This window comes from Terrimonas rubra, from assembly GCF_042686025.1.
GTDB classification, from domain to species: domain Bacteria; phylum Bacteroidota; class Bacteroidia; order Chitinophagales; family Chitinophagaceae; genus Terrimonas; species Terrimonas rubra.
Window position 1 is genome coordinate 1973246 of sequence record NZ_JBHUOZ010000001.1, and the last position, 17968, is coordinate 1991213.

The window sequence follows — 17968 nt, forward strand, 5'->3', positions numbered from 1 at the left end:
TTCACGGTCTTATATACAGAAACGAAAAATAGTGAGCCCGGATTTTTTCACTGATTAAAACCATGTAACATGAAACGAATTTTTACTTTATCAGCTTTGTTTATGACAGTTGTTGTGCTGCTGGCCAGCTGTGTTAAAAGATCAGACCAGTACTTTGATGAAAGCTATTGGTTAAGCAAGGAAAGAGGTGTGGTGGTGTACAGCAGCGGCGCCTGTTCCTACTATGTGGTGGAAACCTTCAGGGGTTATACAGTGATACGCTCCGGCGACGGGTATATGCCATTTGAAGGTGATATACTATACGGTAACTTCAGTAACACCGGCAGCCGAGATATATATAATTACTCCGACCGCAGTTTAATGCGTGGTAATATTATTGAGTACTGGCTGGACTATTTTGATGCCCAGGATGCCATTGACTACTATTGCGGTTACTATGGTGTAAACGGTACCGATAAAACCCTGAGTAAAGACAGCGGTAGCAGCAGTAAAAAAATGATCATGAAAGCAGACAAAAATGTATTGAACGCAAAACCTTAAGAGGATTGATACATGATAAGTGGAGCGGCACAGCAATGTGCCGCTTTTTTATACCTGTAAGGTTTCATAAACCTTACAGGTATAAAAAACCTCACAGGTATAACAGGTAGCGCTGTACAAAATCCCGGCAATAATCTTTAATCAGATCACGGGTTTGCCGGAACTGTTCTTTTATTTCATCGTCGCTACCGGTGGCTTTGGCAGGGTCGGGAAAGTTGTGGTGAAACTGTTGTGCCTTACCGGGGAAAACGGGGCAACGTTCTTTGGCATGGTCGCATACGGTAATGACATAATCGAAAGGAATATGCCGGTACTCCTGCACATTGTTGGAAGTATGGTGCGATATATCGATGCCATCTTCCAGCATGGTGGCCACGGCGCCGGGGTTAAGGCCATGGGTTTCTACGCCGGCACTGTAAATGATGGCTTTGCTATTGGCAAAATGCCGCAGGTAGGCTTCGGCCATCTGGCTGCGGCAACTGTTACCGGTGCAGAGCACCAGGATTGTTTTGTTTTCCATTTTTTAAGTTTATACGAGTAACCAGATGATATTGATGATGCAGAACTTAGGATCGAACCCGAAGAGGAGCTGCAATACTATCACCGCCGTGGTAATAATAACGGGCTTACGGTAACGTGCCCAGGTATTTGGTTTATCAGCAGGTACCGTTGCCACAGCAGGATGTAGTTTTCAGATCAGTTAAACTGGTTTTTGGTTTGGCTGGTATACCGCAGGCATCCTGGGCCAGGCAGGCCGTGGTTTTATTTTGCAGTACAAAATGTTCGCCGTTAAAATGCAGGTTATACCGGCCGATGGTATTGCTTTGGTATTCTACTTCAATCTCCAGGTCGGGTATGCCCAGTTTTGTTTCGGACAGGCGGATAATGTTCAGCAATTTTTGCGGCTTTAACCGGTGTTCGTGATTATCGGCATTCCATAGCTGGAAATTAACCACCTGCTCCTGCCGGATGGTGCCACCACAATCGATAAAATCCCGGTTTACCAGGCCTACTTCGGTTACATGAAAATGTTCGGGTACTAAGCTGTTATCGGGCAGCTCAAACACCACATTGTTGAGGGAAGGTAGTATTGCTTTTAATTGGGAGAGTATCATATTTATTCATTTATTGTTATAACGCAATATTGCGATTAATTGAAACAAAAAAAATCAACAGCACTTATTGGCGGTAATGTTTTCGGTAAAAAATACGTTCAGCTCTTTTTTAAACTGCAGCCATACTTTTTCATCAATACAGTAACAAACACTGGTGCCTTCAATATTGCCTTTAATGATGCCCGTATTTTTCAGCTCTTTTAAATGCTGCGATATGGTGGCCTGGGCTAGTCCCAGTTCCTGCACCAGGTCGTTACAGATACAGGCATTTTGTTTAATAATATGCTGCAGAATGGCAATACGGGCAGGGTGGGCCAGGGCTTTAAATATGGCCGCCAGGTGGTTTTGTTTGTTGGTAAATATATCTGATCTGGTTACACCCATTGTTTTGTTTGTATCGCAATATTACGATGATTGTTTTGAATAACAAATTGTTTTTAACAAGACTATGAGATTTAATAGAGAGAGTAGATGTAGGATTTAGGATTTTTTGATTTACGATTTTGGAATCTAAGATCTCAGATATGTGAAGTAAGATTTAAGTCGTGTATGTGGGAGTGTTGACTTGTATTTGGGTTTCCTGTGTTTTGGGAGGCCTCTCCTGCGTCGGGGTGATGGGTAGTGATGTAGGATTTAGGATTTAAGGGAATCTAAGATCTCGGATCTTTGAAGTAAGATCTTAGTCGTGTATGTGGGAGTGTTAACTTGTGTTTTTGGTTGCCAGTGGTTGCGGGAGCCCCTCCTGCGTCGGGGTGACGGGAAAGGTTGATAACGTGGAAGATTAGCTGTAGCGGAAAGAGATATACCTTTATATGAACATAAGATCAAAAAATCTTAGATCAGAGATCTCGGATCTGTATAAATCCTATTTCCTAAATCAAAAAATCATAAATTTAAAAACAGGGACCATAGATGGTTCGTGCTACAGTCCCTGTTAAGAAATTACAATAGGGTTTCCAGTGCTGCTTTGGTGCGGGCAAAGGTTTCCTCCTGTGACAGTTGCTCAGGAACAAATTTTTGCCCGATCACCTGCTCATATAGTTCAATGTATCGTTTGGAGATGGTGTCGATCCATTCATCGCTCATGTGCGGAACGGTCTGGCCATCCTTGCCCATAAAGTTGTTGGCTATTAACCACTCACGTACAAACTCTTTGCTCAGCTGTTTTTGCTTTTCACCTTTTGCCTGGCGTTCTTCAAAACCATCGGCATAAAAATAACGGGAGCTGTCGGGGGTATGAATTTCATCCATCAGGTAAATGGTATCGCCAATTTTACCGAATTCGTATTTGGTATCAACCAGTATCAGTCCCTGTTTTTTAGCCAGCTCCTTGCCTTTTTCAAATAAAGCACGGGTATAGGTTACGAGGGTATTCCAGTCCTGCTCGGATACCAGTCCCTGTTTTAAAATGTCTTCGGGTGCAATATCCTCATCGTGTCCTTCGCTGGCCTTGGTAGAGGGCGTAATGATGGGAGTGGGGAAATAGTCGTTCTCCTTCATACCCTCGGGTAATACCGCGCCGCACAGTACACGTTTGCCGCTGGCATAGGTACGCCAGGCATGGCCGGTAAGGTTGCCACGGATAACCATTTCAATTTTAATGGGTTCGCAACGTTTGCCGATGGAGGTGGTTGGCGCCGGGGTACTGAGTAACCAGTTGGGACAAATCTGGGCCGTAGCCTGCAGCATATAGGCCGCTACCTGGTTCAATACCTGTCCTTTGTAAGGGATGGGGCGGGGTAAAATAACATCGAAGGCCGAAATACGGTCCGAAGCCTGCATCACCAGCAGGTCGGGGGCTATGGTGTATACATCACGCACTTTACCACGGTAAAAGGCGGTTTGCTGGGGAAAGTTAAACTCGTTCATAAATCGAAATTATGAAGGGAATGATAATAAGTAAGTTATGCGTTAATGAAGATTTCAACATTTTATTCTTTTTATGGAAATAAAATTTTCAATTCAACCTTACATTCCTTATTTTTCCATTCGAATTAAAACCAAATCTGCCATTATATGAGAAAAAGTGCTTGCCTATTGGTAGTCATGATTGCTGCCTGCCTCTTTTCTTTAACCACTTTTGCACAAACCAGCGTTAGTGGTACGGTTAAAAATAATACCACGGGCGAAGTTGTTCCCGCCGTATCTGTTACCGTAAAAGGAACCACCCAGGGTACATTTACCGACCAGGATGGAAATTTCACTTTAAAAGTTGCCAAGCTGCCCGTAACACTGGTGTTTTCATCAGTAGGATACGATAGCTACGAAACCACGGTATCGAATGCTAGTGCATCGGTAGAAGTGAGTTTTAAGCCTAACCCTTTAATGGGACAGGAAGTAGTGGTATCGGCCAACAGAACGCCGCAGCGTATACTGGAATCGCCGGTAACGGTGGAGCGTATGAGCAACAGCACCATCCGCAACGTGGCAGCACCAAACTATTACGATGCCATTGCCAACCTGAAAGGGGTGGATATGCATACTGCCAGCTTAACTTTCCGTACGGTAACCACCCGTGGCTTTGTAAGCAGTGGTAATACCAAGCTGAACCAGTTGGTGGATGGTATGGATAACCAGGCACCCGGTTTAAATTTTGCCGTAGGTAATATCATTGGCCCCAACGAACTTGATGTTGATAACGTAGAGTTACTGGCCGGTGCCTCATCGGCTTTATATGGCTCGGGCGGTATTAACGGTACTTTACTGATTAACAGTAAAAACCCTTTTAAATACCAGGGCTTAAGCTTTAATATTAAACAGGGTGTAAACCATGTGGATGGCAAGCAAAGGGATCCGGCGCCTTATTATGACTGGTCATTACGCTGGGCAAAAGCCTTTAACGACAAGTTTGCCTTTAAAATTTCGGCCTCTATGGTAAGTGCACAGGACTGGCAGGCCGATGATTACCGCAATAAACAACAGATTGGTGTATTGAGTAAAGTAACAGGTGGTAACCGTGGTAACGACCCTAACTTTAACGGTGTAAATATTTATGGTGATGAGGCCAGTGCTAATATGTTAGCGTTTGCCAACGTGTTCAGCAATACGGTAAGAAGCAACCCGCTATCCTTAGCATTTGCCAATGCAGCCAGCGGTGGCGCAACCACTAACCTGGCAGCCGTTGCCAACGGCTTTTTAGGTAATAATCCTTCACAGGCACAGATAGGCGCTTTCCTGGGGAATGTACAAACCTTCCTCGCATCGCCCCAGGTAGTAGGTTCTACCACTGCTGAGCAGCGTGCTGCTTACCTGGCCGCCATACAAGGCTTTGTACCCATTAACTTAGGTATTAATAACGGTACCATTTCCAACCAGAATGTATCACGTACCGGTTATAACGAAAGAGACCTGGTGGATTATAATACCCTGAACGTAAAACTGAATGGCAGCTTACATTATAAAATCACTCCTGATATTGAAGCTTCCTGGCATACTTATTTTGGTACCGGTACTACAGTATATACTGGTGCAGACCGTTATTCTTTAAGAAACTTAAAGATGTCGCAGCATAAACTGGAGTTTAAAGGTAAATCATGGATGGTACGTGGCTATACCACACAGGAAGATGCCGGTGCCTCATACAATGCTACAGCGTTAGGTGCTTATATTAATGATAGCTGGAAAGCCAACAATACCTGGTTTACCCAGTATGTGGCTACCTTCTCAGAAAACCGTCGCCAGGGTGGTGCAGCCATCAGCGATATTACCGCCCACGCCAATGCACGTGCAGCCGCCGACCAGGGACGTTTAGTACCCGGTACGCCTGCTTTTGACGCGGCTAAAGCAAAAGTAATGGCCACACCTATTGTGGATGGTGGAGCTTTGTTCTTAGATAAATCGGACCTGTATGCGGCAGAAGGACAATTGAATATTTCAGACGCCTTTAACTTTAGCGATAAAGTAGAAATTATTGCCGGTGTACAATGGCGCCAGTTTGTAATGAATTCAAAAGGAACCCTGTTTGCTGATACCTTAGGTATTTTAAAAATTAACGAGACCGGTGGTTACCTGCAGATCAAAAAATCTTTCTTTGACGAGTTCTTAACCGTAACTGCTTCGGGCCGTTTTGATAAACAGACCAATTTTGATGGCCGTTTCACTCCCCGTGTAACCGGCGTGTTTAAAGTGGCTAAGGATAACAATGTGCGTGTATCCTACCAGACCGCTTACCGTTTCCCAACCAACCAGAACCAGTATATCAGTTTAATTACCGGTTCGGGTACGTTGATCGGTTGTTTACCTGAGTTCCAGTCTTACTACAAATTAAACTCAACCTTACCCGGTTATACAGCTGAAAGTATTTTAGCTTACCGTAACAGCGGCAGTGCCGGCAATACCGGTTTACTGGAAAGAGCAGAGTACAGGGAAGTGAAACCGGAGACCGTTAACTCTTACGAAATTGGTTATAAAGGCGTATTAGGCGGCCGTTTATTAATCGATGCCTATGCTTATTACAGCCAGTATAAAAACATGTTGGGTGCAGTAGCCCTGGGGCAGACAAAAACAGGTAACGAGGCCGAACTGTTTAATCCTTTAACTACTACCAATATTTCATATACCCAAAACTCCTCTCAAAACATTAATGTAACAGGCTGGGGTATTGGCGCCGAGTATAAATTTGGTAAAAGCTATTTTATTTACGGTAACGTGTATTCTGACGTAATCGGTGATCTGCCGGAAGATTATGTATCTTTCTTTAATGCACCAAAATACCGTTTCAATATTGGTTTACGCAACGAGAATTTTTACAAAAACGTAGGCTTTAACGTGGTGGTAAAATACCAGGGTAATAACTATTACGAAGGCACATTTGTAAGCGGTACCTTACCTTATTTTACCTGGGTTGATGCACAGGTAACGTACAAGGTACCAAAAACCAAAAGCACTTTCCGTATAGGTGGTACCAATATTGGTAACAACTACTACCGTACCGGCTTTGGTAGCCCGTATGTAGGCGGCCTGTACTATGTTAGCTACGGCTTTAATTTATAATTTCCTTTGTTACTGTATCAAGAAGCGGCCATTTGTTTTACAAATGGCCGCTCTTTTTTTATGGTTGTGTAATTTTTTATACAGTGCAAGTCATTCGCCCAGGGCTTCATCCAGCAATTGTTCCATTTTATTCAGGCGTTGCTGTACATTGGCTATTTCCACGTTAGCCTCGGTATTGGCGCCTTCGGTGGCTATCCATATCAACACCATGGCAATATAATCCTGCATGTCCTTGCCGGCAAACTGGCTTTTAAATTCCAGTAACTTTTCATTCACCAGCTTGGTAGTATGCCGCACTTTTTCTTCATCGGAAGGCTTTAATTTAAGCCGGTAGGTCCTGTCGGCAATTACCACGTTTACGGCAATTAATTCGTCCTTTGCTTGCATATTTTAAAAATATTATATATATTGTTTCCTTTTTCTGCTAATCTGTTCGAAATCCGCTACTTAACTACCTACCAGATGAAGACCTTGACAAACCAAAATATGAGTGTTTATGTTCGCAAAAATCAAGTCGCCAACATTTATTGACGCATTACAACTGGAATGTTCCGGTATTGCCGGTAATTTTTTTAAAGCCGTGCTTAAAGATGATACCGGCAGTATTTGCAGCAGCCTGGAAAGAAAGCTGTCGCAGGTAACTGAAAAAATAACCTGGTCCGGTTTAAACGATTTGCCTTATGGCCGCTATACCCTTGAGCTTACACAAGGTGATGATGAAGTAAAATTGCCCCTTGTAAAAAGAGTTTGATCATTATCCTTCCAGGTAGGCAATACATTTATCTATTTCTTTCAGGTAGGTATTAATGCGGCGTTCAAATTGTTTTTTCTCCTCGTCCGTCATGGGGGTACCTGTAAACTTTAACAACTCCACCTGTTGCTCCAACCGGCCAATGGCTTCCTGGGCCTGTACCAGTTTATTTTTGTGCTGGCTTATCTCGTTTTCCAGTAACTCCTTTTCCCTGCGCAGGGAGGCATTCACTTTCAGCATTTGCTGCAGCTTCTCCAAAATCCGTTTAGCCTGTTCTTCGCTTAATGCCATAGTGTTTAGTTACCACTAAAGTTAATGTATTTATTTGTGACCTTACGCCACAGTCCCTCAGCCTTTCACCTTATACCTTCAATCTTATTTCCTTATTTCCGCCTGTAATTCCTTCTCCAAATTGGTCATTATTTTATTCATCCAGCCGTCGATCTCCTTATCGGTTAATGTTTTTTCGGTATCGAGGAAGGTGAAGCTAACGGCCATCGATTTTTTATCGTTGCCCAGTTTGTCGCCTTCGTAAACATCAAACAATTCAAAAGAGCTCAGTTTGTTGAGCCTGATATTTTTAACCGATTTTTCAATATCGCCATAGTTCAAACTGCGGGGTACTACCAGTGCCAGGTCGCGCTGAACCGATGGATACTTTGGTATTTCTACAAACTCCACCTTGGTGTTTACGGCAATGGCAGAAGCCAGTTTCCAGTTAATGCAGGCATAATAAACAGGCTGTTTAATAGAAAAAGCCGACAGGGTAGCAGCATTTACCGCAGCCAGCTGTACCAGACTTTCCTTATTTACGAGGGCCTGTAAACCGTTATCAAATTTATTGTGCTCCCAGGTTTCAAAATCCAGGGCTTTAATACCCAGTACCTGGGCAAGCCTTTGTACCACACCTTTTAATACATAGAAGTCGGTATTACCGGGCTTAATACGCCAGCTGTCATTATTCTGGGCGCCGGTAATATATAAACAAAGTTGTTCTGTCTCCTGGTATTGACTGTCCTCCAGTTTTTTATAGGTTTTACCAAACTCAAAAAAGCGTAACTGGTTGTTCTTACGGTTTAAGTTATGGGTTACCACCTGCAAACCGGTTTCCAGCATAGAGGGACGCAGGATGTTCAGCTCGGCACTTAAACTGTTCAGCATTTTTACCGAATCGGCCAGCTCTTCGGCACTGAAGAAAGATTCGTTGGTAATGGAGTTGGTCAGTATTTCATGATATCCCAGTCCTACTAAATAATCGGCTACTTTCTCTTTGAATTTTTCCTGCGCATAATTCTCTTCTACCGATGGTGTAATGGTAATGCTGTTGGGTATCTCTACATTATCCAGGCCATCAATACGCAATATCTCTTCCACGATATCGGCCGGTAAGGAAATATCAGGTTTATGATATGGCACAGCTATTCTTAATTCATCAATACCTTCCTTAATGATCTCGAAACCAAGGCTGGTTAAAATACCTTTCACGGAATCCGGGTGGTAGTTTTTACCACTCAGTTTTTTCAAAAAATGGTATTTAATGGCCACTTCTTTTTTCTCCGGCACTTCAGGATAAATATCCACAATATCGGAGCTGATGGTACCCCCGGCAATTTCTTTAATTAATAAAGCAGCACGCTTTAATACATTAACAGTAGCCGAAATATCGGTACCTTTTTCAAAACGGCTGGCGGCATCGGTACGCAGGCCATGCCTGAACGATGTTTTACGGATGGTAATGCCATCGAAGAAAGCACTCTCTAAAAATATATTTTGTGTGGCATCGGTTACACCGCTGTTCAAACCGCCAAATACACCGGCAATACACATGCCGCCGTTCTCATCACAGATCATCAGGTCATCGGCATGCAGTTTTCTTTCTTTAGTATCCAGTGTAACAAATGGGGTATCAGCTGCCAGGTTTTTAACGATCACTTTTTTGCCGGCAATTTTATCGGCATCAAAAGCATGTAAAGGTTGACCTGTTTCGTGTTGTATATAGTTGGTAATATCTACTATATTATTAATTGGCCTCTGACCAATGGCTTTTAGTTTTTCCTGCAACCATTTGGGCGAAGGCGCTACGGTAATACCACTGAGGCTGATACCACTATAGCGTGGACAGGCTGTAATATTTTCTACTACCACCTCGATCTTCAGGTCCTGGTTATCGGCTTTAAATCCATTGCTGTTGGGTATTTTGGCACGCAGCTCTTTTTTATCGTGGTGCGATAAGTAAGCACATACATCACGGGCAACACCCCAATGACTCATGGCATCCATACGGTTGGGTGTTAAACCTATTTCGTAAATGGTATCGGTATAAGGCTGGAAATAATCTGCTGCCGGCATACCGGGTTTCAGTTCTTCGGGCAAAACCATAATACCGGCATGTGAAGTACCTAAGCCCAGTTCATCCTCGGCGCAGATCATGCCCTGGCTTTCCTCGCCACGGATCTTGGCCAGCTTCATGGTCAAAGGATCACCGGTAGTAGGGTAGATCGTAGCTCCTACAGGGGCAACCACCACTTTTTGACCGGCGGCTACATTGGGAGCGCCGCAAACAATATGTAAAGGTGTATCTGTACCAATATCTACTTTGGTCAGGGTAAGTTTATCTGCATTGGGGTGTTTCTCAGTACTTAATACATGGCCTATCACCAGGCCCTTAAGCCCGCCTTTTACCTCCTCAAAATCTTCCATGTGCTCTACTTCCAGCCCGATAGAGGTTAAAATGCGACTAAGACGTTCGGTATCTACAACTACAGGCAGGTATTCACTCAGCCATTTATACGATATGGTCATTGTTCTATATAAATTTTCGGCTGCGAAGATACGGAAAGAGAGGAAGGATTAGGAAGAGGGTTTAAGGTTTAGGGTTTAAAGTTTAAGGTGGGGACCGGGAGTTCAAAGGTTCAAAAGTTCAAGAGTTCAAGTGGTTGGGGAGAGGTGTAAGGTATAAGGTGTAAGGTATAAGGTTATTGGGAGGTTGCTGAAGTTCAGGGAGTTCAAAGGTTCAAAAGTTCTAGAGGAAGATATTTCTACTTCAAAGTCCCGTTTCTGCCTTTACCTTTCGTCTTACAGCTTATACCTTCTCTTTTAATTCCCAAATCCCCCTGACTTTTTAAATTTTTTCACAAGTATACCTCATTTACCGTCGGAGCAGGGCTTGCAAAGTTTTACAGTTTTTTCAATCGTTTGCGTAAAGAGTTTATATATTTGTTGCAAAAACACGCAAAAAATATGTGCGGAATAGTAGGCTATACAGGACCGAGAGAGGCATATCCCGTTATTATCAAAGGTTTAAAAAGACTGGAATACCGTGGTTACGATAGTTCGGGCGTGGCGTTACAGAACGGCGGCCTGAATGTGTATAAGAAAAAAGGAAAAGTAGCTGAGCTGGAAGAGTCGGTGGTTGGTAAAAACCTTCATGCACATGTTGGTATCGGGCATACCCGCTGGGCTACCCACGGTGAACCCAATGACCGCAATGCCCACCCTCATCAATCGGCCAGTGGTAAATTGGCCATGATACATAACGGTATTATTGAAAACTATGCGCAGCTGAAAGGCGAACTGGTTAAAAAGGGCTACACTTTTAAAAGCGATACCGATACGGAAGTACTCCTGAATTTTATTGAAGAAATCAAGATCAATAACGACTGTTCACTGGAAGAAGCTATCCGTATTGCCCTGAAGCGGGTAGTAGGCGCTTATGTTATTTTGTTACTGGACGAGGATAACCCGGATACCATCATCGCTGCCCGTAAAGGCAGTCCCCTGGTAATTGGTGTAGGTAAGGGCGAACATTTTTTAGGGTCGGATGCTTCACCTATGCTGGAGTACACCAAGGAAGTGGTATATGTAAACGATTATGAACTGGCTATTATTAAGCCGGATGAACTGATATTAAAAAACCTGGGGAACGAAAAGCTTACTCCCTATGTACAAAAGCTGGATATTGAACTGGCTGCGATTGAAAAAGGTGGTTACGATCACTTTATGCTGAAAGAGATATTTGAACAGCCACAAACGATTTACGATTGTTTACGCGGACGCCTGGATGCAGTAGCAGGAACCATCACGATGAGTGGCGTACAACAATATGCCGAGCAGATCATGCAGGCCAACCGTATCATTATGGTGGCATGCGGTACCAGCTGGCATTCCGGCCTTGTAGCAGAATATATTTTTGAAGAGCTGTGCCGCATAAATGTGGAAGTGGAATATGCATCGGAGTTCCGGTACCGTAACCCGGTGATCAATAAAGGAGATATTATAATAGCCATTTCGCAAAGTGGCGAAACGGCCGATACGCTGGTGGCCATTGAAACGGCGAAAGAAAAAGGAGCGATCATACTGGGCGTAGTAAATGTGGTAGGATCTTCCATTGCCCGTATCTCGCATGCAGGCGCTTATACCCATGCCGGCCCCGAAATTGGTGTAGCCAGTACCAAGGCCTTTACCGGCCAGCTGGCGGTATTGACCATGATCGCGTTGAAAGTGGGGTATATGAAGGGTACTATTAACGAAGCACGTTACCGCCAGTTACTGAACGAGCTGAATGAAGTGCCTGAGAAAGTAGCCTGGGTGTTAAACCACCATGAGCATATTAAAAAAATTGCGGAAAAGTATAAGGATGCCAGGGACTTTTTATACCTGGGTCGCGGCTACAATTTTGCCGTGGCACTGGAAGGGGCTTTAAAGCTGAAGGAGATATCCTATATACATGCGGAGGGTTACCCTGCGGCAGAAATGAAACATGGTCCTATTGCCCTGGTTGATGAAAACCTGCCGGTAGTATTTATTGCTACCCGGGATGCTTACCATGAAAAAATTGTAAGCAATATGCAGGAGATTAAGGCCCGTAAAGGCCAGGTGATCTCTGTTATTACCGAAGGGGACGAGCATTCTGCTTCTTTATCACAGGATGTAATGGTGATACCTGAAGCGGATGAAATTGTAGCACCTTTATTAAGTGTAGTGCCTTTACAATTACTGGCTTATTATATTGGTGTTGCCAAAGGCCTGGATGTGGACAAACCCCGTAACCTGGCTAAAAGTGTAACTGTTGAATAAATTTTTTTGCCATACAATCACGACTGCTTGCTAATGAGGGCGCTGTAACTGCAATGTTACGGCGCCACTTTTTTAGTAAGGTTTGGCATTATTATCGCAACCCATCTTTAAACTGCATCTACTTTAACTGTTGTGAATGAATACCATTACAAAAAAAAGTGTAAAAGACTACGGCTATAATTTTATAAGCGGAGATCAGTTACCAAAGGGTAAAGACGAGTATTACTTACGTTTCGTTCAAAATACAAGATCGGATTATAAAAAAGTAACGGCTAAACAAATAGCTGTATTACAGGCCAACGGCAATGTGTCGGGTAACTGGTCGCATGTGCTGGTAGCGCCGGGCTGTGACGTATCCCTCATTAAAAACTGCCGGTTTTATGGCCTGGTACGTATTGGTAACCTGGAGCCGCTGATCCTCAGTTTCAGCGACCTGGAAATACCGGTGGGTTTATACAACAGTACTATTATCAGCAGCGATATTGGGGATAATGTTGCCATTGACCAGGTACTGTATTTAAGTCATTATATCATTGGTAACGATGTTATATTGACCAATATCAGCGAGCTTATCACCAGCAACCGGAGTAAATTTGGTAACGGTGTGATTAAAAAAGGTGAGAAGGAATCGGTACGTATATGGCTGGAGCTTTGTAACGAAAATGCCGGCCGCAGTGTAATGCCTTTTGAAGGTATGTTACCCGGCGATGCCTGGTTGTGGACCCGGTACCGCGATGATGCGGCCCTGATGGATAAATTCAAAGCTTTTACGGAAAAAGACCATGGCAGCGAAAGGGGGTATTATGGCACTATCGGTGACAGGACGGTGATAAAAAATACGGCCATTGTAAAAGATGTAAAAATTGGAACAGATGCCTATATAAAAGGCGCTAATAAATTAAAGAACCTGACTATTAATTCAGCTCCCAATGCCAAGTCGCAAATAGGGGAGGGCTGTGAAATGGTAAACGGTATTATAGGGTATGGTTGCCGGTCTTTCTATGGTGTAAAAGCCGTGCGTTTTATTATGGGCTCTTTTTCGCAGTTGAAATATGGAGCAAGGCTGATTAACTCCTACCTGGGCGATAACTCTACCATCTCCTGTTGCGAAGTGCTGAACTCACTTATTTTCCCTGCGCATGAGCAGCATCATAATAATTCATTTTTATGTGCCGCTACTTTAATGGGACAAACCAATATGGCTGCTGGAGCCACTATCGGGTCAAACCATAATTCACGGGGGGCAGATGGCGAACTGATAGCCGGGCGTGGCTTCTGGCCGGGGCTTTGTGTAAGTCTGAAACATAATTCCATGTTTGCAGCTTTTACCTTACTGGCCAAGGGCGATTTCCCGGCTGAATTAAATATCCCGGTTCCTTTTTCACTCATCAGTAATGATGTTACCCATAATAAACTGGTGGTGATGCCGGCTTACTGGTTCATGTACAATATGTATGCCCTGGCCCGTAATGAAGGCAAATACTCTGCCCGTGATAAAAGGGTAGTAAAGGCGCAGCAATTGGAATATGATTTTTTAGCTCCCGATACGGTGGGTGAAATTGCAAAGGCCATTACCCTGCTGGAACAACTGACAGGCAAGGCATTTTATGCGCAAAAAAATAAAACCGCCACTGTTGAAAACTGTATTGAACAGGGCAGGAAAATATTACAAAAGAAACCGGAAAGTGTAAAGCAATTAACGGTGCTGGCCGAAGGCTTTGAAAACAGCAGCCGTCCCGTAGAGGTCATAAAAGTAGCCGAAGCCTATGTTATCTTTAAACAGCTGATTGTATACAATGCGGTACTCGCTTTTAAATCTGCTGTAAAGGAGGGAAGGATAAAGAGCGGTAAACAATTGATCAAAACCCTGCTGAGTACCAAACAACCGGGTGACTGGATAAATGTGGGAGGACAGTTATTGCCTGAAAGTGTAGTTAAAAATTGGGTAAAACAAATTAAGAGCGGCGTTATCGATAGCTGGTCCGCTTTACATAAAGCTTATACCGAACAGGAAACTAATTATCCCTTACAAAAAGAGCAACAGGCATTTGCAACCCTGGCCAACCTGTTACAGCTGGATGAAACAAATTGTACACCGGCGGTCATCAATAATTTACTGGACGAAGCGATAGCCACACGCCGCTGGATGGTAGAAAAAATTTATGCTTCCCGTGCAAAGGACTACCAGAGTCCTTTCAGGAAAATGGTTTACGAAACCGAACAGGAGATGGAAAAAGTGATCGGTAAACTAAGCGACAATAGTTTTATTAATGAACAGAAAACGGTGCAGCAGGTATTTGAACAGGAGATAGGCGATCTGCGCCAGCTGCTGTTACAAACACCTGTTAAAAAGAAATAACTATTGCACGGTAAAACGGAAAGGCATTTTTGCCTGGTGGCCGGTGATGCGGTTGATCTTCTGCATTTCTTCAAACAACCGGAACTGTTCGGCGCCTAATTCTTTTTTCAATGTCTGGGTATACAGGTCGGCTTCGTTACGGCCGAATAATTTATCCAGGAAGTTCATCTTACCGGGATATTCGGCAACATGATAACTTTCTAATTTAGCCAGTGCGGCAGCACTTTTAATGGCATCTTCAATACCGCCAAAGCGATCAATAAGGCCTATTTCCAGGGCTCTTTTACCGGTCCAAACACGGCCCTGGGCTATTTCTTCCACCGCAGCGGTATCCATCTTACGTCCATTAGCCACACGTTGTTTAAACTGTGCGTAGATCACTTCTATCTGTGTTTGCTGTAAACGTTTTTCTGCATCGGTCATAGGACGGGTAATGGTTAAGCCGCCGGCATAAGGGCCCGTTTTTACCTCATCGAAAGTAATGCCCAGTTTACCTTTAAAAAAGTTGGACAGGTTAGGTACAATACCAAATACACCGATAGAGCCGGTAATGGTAGAAGGGAGGGCAAAGATGCTGTCAGCATCACAGGAAACATAATAACCACCTGATGCCGATACATCACCAAAACTTACCACTACAGGTTTTTCTTTTTTAGTAATGGATAGTTCGCGCCAGATATTTTCACTGGCCAGTACACTGCCACCACCGGAATTAATACGGAATACTACGGCTTTAATACTTTTATCCAAACGGGCTTTACGGATCAGGCTTACATAGGTAATATCACCGATAGTACCTTCTTCGCTTTTGCCATCAACAATATCACCTTCGGCATAAATAAGGGCAATCTTTTCACCACCGCCCTGTACATAATTATTGGCCGCAAAATAACTGTTGATCGTCACAGTACTCAGCTTCTCATACTTGTCAACGTTCAAGCGGCGTTTGATGGCATCTTTTAATTCATCATCATAACGTAAACCATCTACCAGTTTATGCGTTACGGCATCTTTGGCAAATTGTATAGCAGCTGTATTGGCCAGCTGGCGCAGGGTAGCAGTATCGGTTTTACGGGCGGCAGCGGTATTCTCCAGGAAATGAGTATACAGGTCGTTTAACCAAACTGATGTCTGCAATTTATTCTCCGGCGACATTTTATCCAGGCGTAATGGCTCGGTAGCGCTTTTAAATTTACCGGCGTAAAATATCTGCGGCTCAATGCCCAGTTTATCCAGGGTGCCTTTTAAAAAAGTATATTCTACCTGCATGCCCGACCAGTCCAGCATACCAATGGGGTTTAAGAATACCGAGTCGGCAACATTGGCAATATAGTAGGCTTTCTGTGTCATTACACTGCCATATGCATAAATGAATTTGCCGCTGGTTTTAAAATCGTTTAAGGCGCTTCTTATTTCATCGCTGGCTGCAAAGCCGTTTGGGTTATTATTGGCCATTAAATAAATGCCGCCGATGTTTTTATCGGACTTGGCATTCCTAATCAGCCTTACCAGGTCATATAAGCCGGGTGTTTCGCTGTCACCGGAATTTAAAGAGGCAAAGAAATTCTCCCTTGACTGTTCATTGAATTGTTTACTGAGGTCAATCACCAGTACGGCATTGGTAGGTGTCTTGGGTATTTTTTTACTGGCTACACCACCAATAAATGCAATAAAGAAAAATATCGATAAAACCGAGAATACCAGCAATGCCAGAAAAGTGGCAAAGAATATTTTAAAAAAGCTACGCATGAGTCAGGTTTAATATGCAATACACTATTAACAGTTGGTGCAGCAATAGTGATTGATTCAATTTTTTAGAAAACGGTCAATTTTTTGGGTTCACCTCCAAAAATAATGATATTTGGCGCTTAAGCCATGATAACAGGTATGAATATAGCTTATTTATTGATTGGTGGTAATTTAGGCGACAGGGAGCAAAACCTTGCCCTGGCGGTGGCCCGTATTTTAAAGGCAGCGGGAGGGCAATTACTGGCCCGTTCTGCTTTGTACGAAACAGCGGCCTGGGGTAATACCGATCAACCGGCATTTTTAAACCAGGCATTACAAATAAGCACCCGGTACACTGCGGCCACCTTGTTAAAGAAGATGCTGGCTGCGGAGCAGGAACTGGGCCGTGTTCGTGCGGAGAAATTTGGCCCGCGGGTAATTGATATAGATATTATTTTTTTTAATGATCAGGTCATTCATACCAAAAACCTGACGGTACCACATCCCTATATGCAGGAAAGGCGTTTTGTATTAACCCCTTTGCAGGAAATTGCGCCGGATCTTATTCACCCTGTATTGCAAAAAACAGTAACGGAACTCCTGGAAATATGCCCGGATGATCTTGCGGTTACAAAGTATTCCTGATTTTTTCCACAACGGGAAAGAGGTTTTTTAGTTGCGCACGATTTAAACTACATTGCGCTTTATTTGTTGCAACGGGCAACATTCTTTTTTCTGCATGAACCACAGTTTTATTACCATAGAAGGAAATATCGGGGCAGGTAAAACCACTTTGTCGCACCTGTTATCCAAACATTACAATACCAGGCTTATTTTAGAAGAGTTTGCCGATAACCCCTTCCTGCCCAAGTTTTACGAAAACCCCGGGCAGTATGCTTTTCCTTTAGAACTGTTTTTTATGGCCGAAAGGTTTAAGCAGTTAAAGGAACTGTTGCAGCAAAAAGATATGTTCCAGCAAATAACCATCTCCGATTATTTGTTTACCAAATGTTTGCTGTTTGCCAAGGTGAATTTACCCGATGATGAGTTCCGCCTGTACCAGCGGTTATTCGATATCATCCACCAGCAACTCATTAAACCGGATATCCTGGTGTACTTACATGCGCCCGTAAAAAAACTGCAGGCCAATATCAAAAAACGTAACCGCAGTTACGAACAAAATATCCCGGATGAATACCTGTTCAATATACAGGAGACTTATACCAACTACATTAAACAGCAGAATATCACCACCATTTTTGTGGATGCTTCCAATGCCGATTTCCTGGGTAATCCCCAACACCTGCAGGTAATTACAGAAGCCCTGGAACGTGATTATGAGGATGGGCAACACTATGTTACTCTACCATAATTAAAATAATAGCGATGTTTTTGTGTTACCGGCTG

16 protein-coding genes are annotated in these 17968 nt (G+C 43.5%); 7 read left to right on the forward strand and 9 right to left on the reverse strand.

The genetic code is table 11. From position 1 onward, the window contains the following. Nucleotides 1–69: 69 nt before the first annotated feature. The gene (locus tag ACFS6H_RS08270; protein WP_386097137.1) at nt 70–540 is read left to right on the forward strand and encodes a hypothetical protein; all 471 of its coding nucleotides are present in this window, start codon (nt 70–72) and stop codon (nt 538–540) included. A 91-nt stretch (nt 541–631) separates the two neighbouring features. Here ACFS6H_RS08270 and ACFS6H_RS08275 read toward each other — a convergent pair whose 3' ends face one another. From ACFS6H_RS08275 to ACFS6H_RS08295, 5 genes are all read right to left on the reverse strand, one after another. Next, nucleotides 632–1060, reverse strand: coding sequence for an arsenate reductase ArsC (locus tag ACFS6H_RS08275; RefSeq protein ID WP_386097139.1), 429 nt, complete (start codon nt 1058–1060; stop codon nt 632–634). A gap of 9 nt (nt 1061–1069) precedes the next feature. Then, a complete protein-coding gene (locus tag ACFS6H_RS08280) occupies nt 1070–1216 on the reverse strand; it encodes a hypothetical protein (RefSeq protein WP_386097141.1) in 147 nt (48 codons plus the stop codon). Then, the gene (locus ACFS6H_RS08285) at nt 1197–1655 is read right to left on the reverse strand and encodes a DUF6428 family protein (protein ID WP_386097143.1); all 459 of its coding nucleotides are present in this window, start codon (nt 1653–1655) and stop codon (nt 1197–1199) included. The genes ACFS6H_RS08280 and ACFS6H_RS08285 overlap by 20 nt, the downstream gene beginning before the upstream one ends. A 54-nt stretch (nt 1656–1709) precedes the next feature. Further along, a complete protein-coding gene (locus ACFS6H_RS08290) occupies nt 1710–2039 on the reverse strand; it encodes an ArsR/SmtB family transcription factor (protein ID WP_386097145.1) in 330 nt (109 codons plus the stop codon). A 558-nt stretch (nt 2040–2597) separates the two neighbouring features. Beyond that, complete coding sequence (locus tag ACFS6H_RS08295; protein WP_386097147.1) at nt 2598–3524, reverse strand: phosphoribosylaminoimidazolesuccinocarboxamide synthase; 927 nt, start codon at nt 3522–3524, stop codon at nt 2598–2600. Between the two features lie 147 nt (nt 3525–3671). Here ACFS6H_RS08295 and ACFS6H_RS08300 point away from each other — a divergent pair, with 147 nt between their 5' ends. Further along, on the forward strand, nt 3672–6647 hold the full coding sequence (locus tag ACFS6H_RS08300; RefSeq protein WP_386097149.1) for a TonB-dependent receptor domain-containing protein: 2976 nt from the start codon (nt 3672–3674) through the stop codon (nt 6645–6647). 90 nt (nt 6648–6737) lie between these two features. Here the strand turns inward: ACFS6H_RS08300 and ACFS6H_RS08305 are convergent, their stop codons facing one another. Further along, entirely contained in the window at nt 6738–7034 is a 297-nt protein-coding gene (locus tag ACFS6H_RS08305) for a cell division protein ZapA (protein ID WP_386097151.1), read from the reverse strand. A 109-nt stretch (nt 7035–7143) separates the two neighbouring features. Between ACFS6H_RS08305 and ACFS6H_RS08310 the strand changes: the two genes are divergently transcribed. Continuing rightward, a complete protein-coding gene (locus ACFS6H_RS08310; protein WP_386097153.1) occupies nt 7144–7398 on the forward strand; it encodes a hypothetical protein in 255 nt (84 codons plus the stop codon). A gap of 3 nt (nt 7399–7401) precedes the next feature. Here the strand turns inward: ACFS6H_RS08310 and ACFS6H_RS08315 are convergent, their stop codons facing one another. Next, on the reverse strand, nt 7402–7689 hold the full coding sequence (locus ACFS6H_RS08315) for a hypothetical protein (protein ID WP_386097155.1): 288 nt from the start codon (nt 7687–7689) through the stop codon (nt 7402–7404). Nucleotides 7690–7773: 84 nt separating this feature from the next. Beyond that, a complete protein-coding gene (pheT, locus tag ACFS6H_RS08320; protein WP_386097157.1) occupies nt 7774–10200 on the reverse strand; it encodes a phenylalanine--tRNA ligase subunit beta in 2427 nt (808 codons plus the stop codon). A gap of 438 nt (nt 10201–10638) precedes the next feature. Here pheT and glmS point away from each other — a divergent pair, with 438 nt between their 5' ends. Then, complete coding sequence (glmS, locus tag ACFS6H_RS08325; protein WP_386097159.1) at nt 10639–12474, forward strand: glutamine--fructose-6-phosphate transaminase (isomerizing); 1836 nt, start codon at nt 10639–10641, stop codon at nt 12472–12474. 136 nt (nt 12475–12610) lie between these two features. Continuing rightward, nucleotides 12611–14833 (forward strand): DUF4954 family protein, encoded by a 2223-nt coding sequence (locus tag ACFS6H_RS08330; RefSeq protein WP_386097161.1) that lies wholly within the window; start codon nt 12611–12613, stop codon nt 14831–14833. Here the strand turns inward: ACFS6H_RS08330 and sppA are convergent, their stop codons facing one another. Next, nucleotides 14834–16582 carry a signal peptide peptidase SppA gene (gene sppA / locus ACFS6H_RS08335; RefSeq protein ID WP_386097163.1) on the reverse strand — a complete coding sequence of 583 codons (1749 nt, stop codon included), beginning with the start codon at nt 16580–16582 and terminating at the stop codon, nt 14834–14836. A 138-nt stretch (nt 16583–16720) separates the two neighbouring features. Between sppA and folK the strand changes: the two genes are divergently transcribed. Further along, entirely contained in the window at nt 16721–17206 is a 486-nt protein-coding gene (folK, locus tag ACFS6H_RS08340) for a 2-amino-4-hydroxy-6-hydroxymethyldihydropteridine diphosphokinase (protein WP_386097165.1), read from the forward strand. Nucleotides 17207–17300: 94 nt separating this feature from the next. After that, the gene (locus tag ACFS6H_RS08345) at nt 17301–17933 is read left to right on the forward strand and encodes a deoxynucleoside kinase (protein WP_386097167.1); all 633 of its coding nucleotides are present in this window, start codon (nt 17301–17303) and stop codon (nt 17931–17933) included. Nucleotides 17934–17968 lie beyond the last annotated feature (35 nt).